Genomic DNA, 8,274 nt, shown 5'->3' on the forward strand with positions numbered 1-8,274 from the left:
TTTTATATATTAAGGGGGATTTATGAAAGTAGTATGTCTCAATCTAGAACAACAATTGATAGAAATAAAAAAATACGTTAGCTTTAAAAATGACAAGAAAATTAAGAGTCTGTTATTTGAGAAGGGTTATTATCGTATCAGCAGGTATGCAAAATACTTGCATAAGGTTTCAGTAACCGAGGATAAACCTTCTATTGAGCAATTAATTAGATTATATGAGCTAGACAAGGATTTGCGATTATTATTTATTAAATATATAAAAGACATCGAAATCAAGTTTAGAAACAGTATAGCTATGTACTTAGTGAAGACACATCCTGATAATCCAAGTGTATATTTAGAAGAAACGATATATACAAAATCAAAAGGTTTATTTAACTCCTCACATAGGAAAACTGCAATATTGCAATTTCCTGTGTTTCTAAAAGATATAATTGAAAAAGAGAGAAAAATAAGGAGTAGTAGTTCAAAAATTCCAGATGTTGGTTCATTCCGCAAGGGCGGTAAGTATTATCGTGAGAAACTTCCTGTTTGGACATTTTTTGAACATGTTGATTTTGGAACAGTCATAAATATTTATGAATACCTGAATGGTGAAGCAAGAAAGAAAATATTAATAGAATCATATGGATTCTCAAAACCAACTAAAGAAACTGCATTCATATTTGATGACTGGATGCATTCAATTAGAGGAGTTAGAAACAAATGTGCTCATTATAATAGAATCATTGGTCAATCTGGAACAATCATCAAATTATATTCTATAGAAAATGATATGCTTGAACTTGAAAGTAGCACTGACTTGTTTTCAAGGATTTATTCAATGTGCAAAATTATGGATAGCAAGCAATTAAGAGAGTTTAAAGAAGAGTTTAAGAGGATTGTTCGCAAATTTGAAAAAACTGGACAATCTGCATACGAAACAAATGTATTACCTAGCAAATGGGATGTTCAGTTTGACATATTTTCAAGTGTAGCATGTGAGGAGATATAATGATGAAAATTAACAAACAAAATGCACTTCTTATTTGGGAATCTATTTTTGGTTCAAATTTGGTTGCCTTGGACTTCACTGGTAGGTATATCTATAAAGACGATTTCAACAATAAAACCGAACTTAGATTCGATAATACTGGCCGGAAATATAATTTTGGATGGAATATACACCACATATTACCTATTTCCCTTGGTGGAACAAACGAGATAAAAAACCTTTTAATAGTACACTGGAAGACAAATGCAGAAGCTGCAGGAAAAAATACATTTAGTATAAACGGGATTTTATACCAAGTTAGAAAAATAAAGTACACACATAATTACGGAATTTTTCAAGTAGAAACAGATGAAAGAGTTGATTACTGGAAAGATTTTGATTAGCAATATATTTTGGTAATCATTTATAAATGACTTCATTAATAGAAATCGAATTTACTATGCTGATTTTCCATTGATGAGGTCTTTCTTTTCTATTATTAAAATAACTACAATATCGTATAATAAAACTAGTAAGCTTTTCACATAAGAGGTACTCAAATGGAGCATAACGATTTGAAGAAAAACTAGCCTTTGCATCTGCTGATATATTTGGTGGAGGTTATTTTAATATTGTTAATTTTCTTTATCCAGGCTTTTTAGCATTAACAGTAGGGATTAGTCCTTATTGGATTGGAATCGTCATATTAGTTGCTAGAGTATGGGATGCGATTACAGACCCATTGGGTCATATCTCAGATAGAACAAAATCAAAGATGGACAAAAGAAGAATCTATTTGGTGATAGTTACTCCATTTGTATTACTCTCTATGTATTTATTATTCTTTCCCTATGCATTTTCTACAACAGGATTAGAGTGGTTGCTGTTTTATTATCATATTTAATATTTACAACTGTTCAAACATCTGTCATGATTCTCTACTATTCCTTATCGAGCGAAATTACAAGTGATCATCTAAAAAAAGAGCTTCCTATAACTCTTATCGCTTAGGATTTTCCATATTTGCTTTTATTCTTTGTGTTGTAGTTCCAGGAATTATCGTTAGCATGTTTGGTGATAAAGCAATTGGTTTTCAAGTCATGAGCTTATCCTTTAGATTACTCTTTGCATTATTGGTATTGCTCACAGGACTCTTTGCAAGAGAAGAGATACAAACGCCAATCGTTACAACTAAACTTTCTTTTAATGAAATGGCGAAGCCTTTAAGCCTTCGCCCATTTAGACAATACTTAGGTATGTTTTTTGTACTACAAATGTCAATGGCAATTATGAGTGGATTGTTTTTCTTTTATGTTGATTTCCATATTACAAAATTTTCAACTTTTATCAGCTGACCAACTACGGTAGGATTGATTGCTGTTGCACTCATGTTTTCAATGCAAATCGTTGCATTATCTGTTTATTTAAAAATGATTGAAAAGAAAGGCAATACCTATTCTTACAGGTTTGGTGCTTATCATTGGATTTTACTGCACACTCTATCTTTATCTTAATCATTCCAGTAATTGTTAGTCCTTTAGCAATTTATATTTCAGGAATACTTATGGGTTTTGGTATATCTGGACCTGGATTAATTCCTCACACGATGTATGGAGATGTTATTGATGCTGGTCAAATCAAGTTAAAAGACTGCTTAGACGGCCAAATAAGTGGCTTTACGAACTTTTTCAATAAGATCGCTCAAACAGTAGGATTATCCTTAGTCATGTTTCTAATCAGTTTAGCAGGATTTAGAGAACAACAAATTGGTGTAGTATTAATTATAGAACAACCTGATAGTGCAATGTTAATGATTAGAGTCATCATGGCCATAGCTCCTCTCATATTTAGGAGTATTGGAATTTTTATATCGAATTGATATAAAATAGATGCTAAAAAACAAAATGAAATAACCAATGCAATTAATGATTTAACGATTTCTAGAGAAAAAATCTTGAGTACTTAATAAAATGATAAGATTAAATATTTTTCTTAATACTATATTAGGATTAACAGAAATTGTATTTATCTTAGATAGAAGTGGTTCAATGCAAGGTCTAGAAGCAGATACCGTTGGTGGATTTAATGCTATGATTGCAAAACAAAAGAAAATAGAAGGTGATGCAATCATCTCAACGGTTCTATTTGATGATCAATTCGAGGTTTTACACAACAGAGTGCCTTTAGAATCAGTTAAACCAATAACAACCAAGGATTATTATGTTAGAGGCGCTACAGCGCTATTAGATGCTATTGGTAGGGGCATTAAAAAGATTGGTCGTGTTCAAAAATACTTACCAGAAGAGTCTAAAGCTGAAAAAGTTATCTTTATCATTACAACAGATGGTATGGAAAATGCAAGTAGAGAATATAGCTATGAACTACTTAAAAACATGGTTGAGCATCAAAAAGAGAAATACAATTGGGAATTCATCTTTCTAGGAGCAAATATCGATGCACAAGAAACTGCTCAAAGATTTGGTATTAGAAAAGATAGAGCTGCTAACTACCATGCAGATCAACGTGGGACTCGCCAGAATTACGAAAGTGTTGGAGAAGCAATTAGTGAATTTAGAATGTCTAATGAAATCAATGCAAATTGGAAAGATCAGATTGACAAGGATTTTAAAAATAGACAAAAATAAAGAAAGAATACGTCACTTCAAACAGGTTATGTGTACATATATTTATAGGCATATCAGTAATCATCTGATATGCCTTTTTTACTATCATAAGACATTGTTATATATATATTTACTAAATTTTTTCTGCGAAATCAAAAAAAGAAGTAGTATAATATAGTTAATAACAACTCCGCTAAACATTTACAACCACATGATGTTATCAATGAGGCAATTAAATGGCGAATAAAGACAAATATAGGAAACAAAAAAAGGACAAAAAAAGATACGAAGTTCTTCGTTCTTTTATGTCCTCTTTTACTTTAACAGCAATCGTTGTCGTTGCGGTTGCAATGAGTATACCAAAAAGTCCAGTTGCTATTATCCAAAATGTGAATATCTTTGAAAATGAAATTGTCTATCAGGTCTTAGTGACTGATGAAGATCAGGCACTTGACCTTTCATCACTTAAAATTGTCCTCAATGGACAACTAGGAGATTATGCTAATCCATTAACTTTAGGACTTAATGTAGGTGTATTTGAAGGTTTAAGGCCTAATACGAGTTATAAGCTAGAAGTATATGGTAGTAAGGGGTATGGAGCTGAGAAACTGGCCTCGATGAGAGTAGAGACGAAGGCAAGTTCAAATGGAGCTATCGCTTCTTATGAACTTGTGGATCGATTAGACTTTTACCTTAACTATGAAGTTAATATCATTTATTCGGATGTAAATCAACTCTATAGCGAGGTTAACTTATACTATACATATCTATATCCCGATGAAGTCCCCGATTTCTATGATGTAATACCCATTATAAGTTCAAATCAAAAAATTGAACTAAATAACGTTCCTAATGAACATACAACGGTTCATCTCTATTTAGAAGCAACCCTCATCGAGGGAGGCAATGTTATTTTAGATGAGTTAACATTTTATGTTCCTTTTGAACTATCAACTTATCTATATTTAGAACAAGTGTCATCATCAAATCTAAAATTTCAATTTTATGAGGATTATTATTTTACTGAAAATATAGAGTATAAAGCAAAAATTTATTACAGGCATATGTTTATCGGTGAAGCAAATATGATAAGTGATGAAACAGATATGTATCACGGAGGAACAATATTTAATTTCTTAGGTTTAAAAAAAGATACAACATATAAAGTTGAAGTATCATCTACATATATTGACCCTTATACATTAAGAAAAGAAACAGTTATTTTACATGAAGAAGAATATACGACCTTAGGTAATTATGATATTGAGTATGAGATGACAGAGTATGATCAATATTTCGAAGTCTATATTTATTTAAATGATCCCAATCATTACTTCCAAGTTCCCTATTACTTCATTTATGAGATGGTTGATGGGATGAAGGTATATTATGAGTCACAGGAGTTTGGTTTTACTCCAGATGCAACTGGAAAGTACGTAACATTGATTGTTTATAAACCAGATTTAGAAAACTATCAGTTGATTATTGGAGTAAAAAACCAAATGGATCAAGCAATCAACGATATCATTATTGATCAAATCATATAAAATAGGAGACAAAAATTATGAAATTTAAAAGTAGACCCAAAAAAGAACAGCTTCAAATTCTCAGTGTAATCATCTTAATATTCATCTTTGTTTTAGTAGGTAGTTTATCTAGCATCATATTTCCAGGATCAACTTTTGCTTTGGTGATTGAAAACAGTATAGGTAAATTTTTTAATCTGATTCGCTTTATTGAAGATCATTACGTGACAATATTGGAATCAGTAGCTATCCTTATTTTTGTATGGATTTTAAATAAAGCATTTTTGTTGATTATATACTTAACAACAAAAAAGGGTAAGCGCAGTGAAACCATAGGGAATTTATTCAAAGGATTTGTAAAATATTTATCCTTTATCATCGCAGCATTTTTAATTCTGAGTGCATGGGGTATCGATACACCTACACTGCTTGCTGGTGCTGGTATTATTGGTCTTGCGATAAGCTTTGGTGCCCAAAGCTTAATGGAAGATTTATTTGCAGGACTAGCGATTATTATTCAAAAACAATTTGTAGTTGGTGATATTGTTGAATTAGAACATATGAGAGGAACAGTTAAGGAAATAGGACTAAGAATTACTAAAATTGAGGATCTAAATGGTGATGTCTTATTAATTAATAATTCAGACATAAAAAATGTAATCAATACATCAAGTTCTTTATCAATAGCCATATGTGATATAGGTATTGAATATGGTGCAGATTTAGAAAAAGTTGAAGAAGTTATTATAAATAATTTAGAAAATATGAGAAAAAACATTCCTAACATTAAAGAAGGACCATTTTATTATGGTGTTGATCAATTGGCTGATTCAGCAGTCGTTTGTCGAATTGTTGCGAAAACTGAAGAGCAAAATCGACATAATGTAAGAAGATCATTAAATAGAGAAATTAAATTGTTGTTTGATAAATATGGAATTTCGATACCTTTTCCACAGGTTACTGTACATCAAGAGAATGGTAAGCACAAGGTATCTGATAAATAATTTTATTGATGCTTTCTAAACATTAGTTTGTTTTTCTAGGGGTTTCAATATTATTAAGGTTCATCTCACGCCTAAGATGAACCTTTATTGCTCTTTTATAACGATATAGATAGTTAAGTTTTAATCATGTATTTAATAATAACAGTCTACTTTCTCGACTCATTAAGTAAAGTAATATGATGCATTTTGGTGGTAAAACCTGTTTCAGATTCTTTTTTATTCAAATATAATTAACGATTTAAGAAATAATTATGAAATAATTATGAAATAAAAAATGTTTAAAAGTTTCTTGGCTTTGGATGGTATAATCAATCTACACAATCTATACAAACCCCTTATAACAACCATCTACTACGTAGAAGACACTATTCCCATTACTATTGAGGATAAAAAGAATAGAAATGCACATATAAAAAATAATGAACTGATTATAGATATATCAAGTCAATATATCAAAAGCTTTAGAATACATGGATAATAGAGTTAAAAACTAAAGGAGGTATAACGCATGCAAATACTTTTAGAAGTCATATTGGTTCTAACCGCATTTATATCATTAATACCAGTAATTAACATGAGAAAAAACAGAGGAGATCTAAAGTATAGTTGCCTAAAAGTGTTGATTTATTCAACATTCATCTGGACGATTTTAATTATCCTTGAGCGCTTATCAACACATAGTTTTATCATCTATTATGCAGGTATGCTGGGTTATACTTTAAGGCTTTTGTTTGCTGTTTTAATGCTTTGTACGATTTTTCAATATGTTGGTAAAAAAGTCCCCAAACCAATGATGATGACACTTGGTTTTTTAGTTCTAATAGATTTAGGATTAGCACTAACAAATTCTAGCACAGGGTGGTTACTAGAACTAAGTAGAACCGAATTGGTGTCGTTTAATGATTTGTATACCTCAAACTATGGTGCTTTGTTTGTTTATCATATGGTAGTGAGTTATATTATTGCTATTTCAGCGATTGTACTTCTGTTTGTTTTTCTAGGTAAACAAAAAGGTATAAGACAATACAAAGAAGTTACGCAAATGATGGCATACAGCGTTATATTAGTTCTATTGTTTAATGCACTACAGTTATTTGTTGTAGAACTTAATGTTAATTTAACTTATATTTCATTAGTCATTGTTGCTTATGTTTTATATGACGTCATTTTTAGAAAAGACATGGTTTTTAATCTTCGAGCATCGGGAAGAAGTGAGATTCTCGCAAATATGCGAGAAATGTATATTCTAACAGATGCTGATCATAAGATAATTGAGATCAGCCCACTTTTATTAGAGAAATACAATCTATTATTTGAAGATGTCATCAGTCAACCATTTGAGAAAGTTGCTGCTTTAATGGCAGATAAAGTAACTTTATATAGTGAATACAATATGAATGAAGATATGTATGAAGATAAAGATCATTATCACTTGCGTGAAAAAGAGTTTAAACTAAAAGGGATGAATGAGTCAGGTCATATGATTTTGCTATATGATGAAACACAAGTGTATCTTTTATTAAGAGAATTAAATCAGTTAAGTAACTATGATTCAATGACGGGACTTAATAACCGTAATTATATTGAGAACAAACTGAAAATGATTAAAGATACCAAACATATAGGTGTGTTATCTTTAGATCTTAACTGTTTAAAGATTAATAATGATTACTTAGGACATGAACGTGGAGATTTCTTGTTGAAGTCACTTGCTGATCGTCTTAAAATGGTCTTTAATGATGTCCCACATAAAGATATTGGGAGAATTGGTGGAGATGAATTTATTGTTATTGTTTATGAAACAAATAAGGAGTTACTAGAACAAAAGCAGTTAGAGCTACTAAAAGCATGTGAGCATCCAGACATTGAGCAATTAATTAGTGTTTCTGTTGGAATGGCATATTATAGAGAAGGTAATAGCAACATCTACAATCTCATTCAACATGCTGATGCACAAATGTATGAAATGAAGTCTATTGCATCTAAAGATTATAAAACCAAATTAATAGAATATATTAAATTACAAGATAAATATATTAGATGATTTAACAATATAACCATGAGAATTAAATAAAACTAAAATCTATTCCTTGTCTTTATAGTAGTGACTAGGTGGTAGATCAAAACCTATTTTAAATTACTGAATA

9 protein-coding genes are annotated in these 8,274 nt (G+C 30.5%); all 9 read left to right on the forward strand.

Translation table 11 applies throughout. From position 1 onward, the window contains the following. Nucleotides 1–22 precede the first annotated feature (22 nt). Complete coding sequence (locus tag QJ521_RS08850) at nt 23–994, forward strand: Abi family protein (protein ID WP_282840116.1); 972 nt, start codon at nt 23–25, stop codon at nt 992–994. After that, nucleotides 994–1,377, forward strand: a complete 384-nt coding sequence (locus QJ521_RS08855; RefSeq protein WP_282840117.1) for an HNH endonuclease signature motif containing protein — start codon at nt 994–996, stop codon at nt 1,375–1,377. The genes QJ521_RS08850 and QJ521_RS08855 overlap by 1 nt, the downstream gene beginning before the upstream one ends. Before the next feature lie 203 nt (nt 1,378–1,580). Continuing rightward, nucleotides 1,581–1,877, forward strand: a complete 297-nt coding sequence (locus QJ521_RS09720) for an MFS transporter (protein WP_430757353.1) — start codon at nt 1,581–1,583, stop codon at nt 1,875–1,877. 163 nt (nt 1,878–2,040) lie between these two features. Beyond that, nucleotides 2,041–2,328, forward strand: a complete 288-nt coding sequence (locus tag QJ521_RS08860) for a hypothetical protein (protein WP_282840119.1) — start codon at nt 2,041–2,043, stop codon at nt 2,326–2,328. A 125-nt stretch (nt 2,329–2,453) separates the two neighbouring features. Then, nucleotides 2,454–2,852, forward strand: coding sequence for an MFS transporter (locus QJ521_RS08865; RefSeq protein ID WP_282840120.1), 399 nt, complete (start codon nt 2,454–2,456; stop codon nt 2,850–2,852). 91 nt (nt 2,853–2,943) lie between these two features. After that, the gene (locus QJ521_RS08870; protein ID WP_282840122.1) at nt 2,944–3,618 is read left to right on the forward strand and encodes a vWA domain-containing protein; all 675 of its coding nucleotides are present in this window, start codon (nt 2,944–2,946) and stop codon (nt 3,616–3,618) included. Between the two features lie 215 nt (nt 3,619–3,833). After that, nucleotides 3,834–5,144, forward strand: a complete 1,311-nt coding sequence (locus QJ521_RS08875; RefSeq protein ID WP_282840123.1) for a hypothetical protein — start codon at nt 3,834–3,836, stop codon at nt 5,142–5,144. Nucleotides 5,145–5,161: 17 nt separating this feature from the next. Beyond that, entirely contained in the window at nt 5,162–6,127 is a 966-nt protein-coding gene (locus QJ521_RS08880) for a mechanosensitive ion channel family protein (RefSeq protein ID WP_282840124.1), read from the forward strand. A gap of 508 nt (nt 6,128–6,635) precedes the next feature. Next, on the forward strand, nt 6,636–8,171 hold the full coding sequence (locus QJ521_RS08885) for a GGDEF domain-containing protein (protein WP_282840125.1): 1,536 nt from the start codon (nt 6,636–6,638) through the stop codon (nt 8,169–8,171). Nucleotides 8,172–8,274 lie beyond the last annotated feature (103 nt).

This window comes from Peloplasma aerotolerans, assembly GCF_030012175.1.
Classification (GTDB): Bacteria; Bacillota_I; Bacilli_A; order Acholeplasmatales; family Acholeplasmataceae; genus Peloplasma; species Peloplasma aerotolerans.

Bases quoted from the DNA above. Each gene is read 5' to 3' on its own strand.
- QJ521_RS08850 (WP_282840116.1), top strand. From the start codon at position 23: ATGAAAGTAGTATGTCTCAATCTAGAACAACAATTGATAGAAATAAAA.
- QJ521_RS08855 (WP_282840117.1), top strand. From the start codon at position 994: ATGATGAAAATTAACAAACAAAATGCACTTCTTATTTGGGAATCTATT.
- QJ521_RS08860 (WP_282840119.1), top strand. From the start codon at position 2,041: ATGTTTGGTGATAAAGCAATTGGTTTTCAAGTCATGAGCTTATCCTTT.
- QJ521_RS08870 (WP_282840122.1), top strand. From the start codon at position 2,944: ATGATAAGATTAAATATTTTTCTTAATACTATATTAGGATTAACAGAA.
- QJ521_RS08875 (WP_282840123.1), top strand. From the start codon at position 3,834: ATGGCGAATAAAGACAAATATAGGAAACAAAAAAAGGACAAAAAAAGA.
- QJ521_RS08880 (WP_282840124.1), top strand. From the start codon at position 5,162: ATGAAATTTAAAAGTAGACCCAAAAAAGAACAGCTTCAAATTCTCAGT.
- QJ521_RS08885 (WP_282840125.1), top strand. From the start codon at position 6,636: ATGCAAATACTTTTAGAAGTCATATTGGTTCTAACCGCATTTATATCA.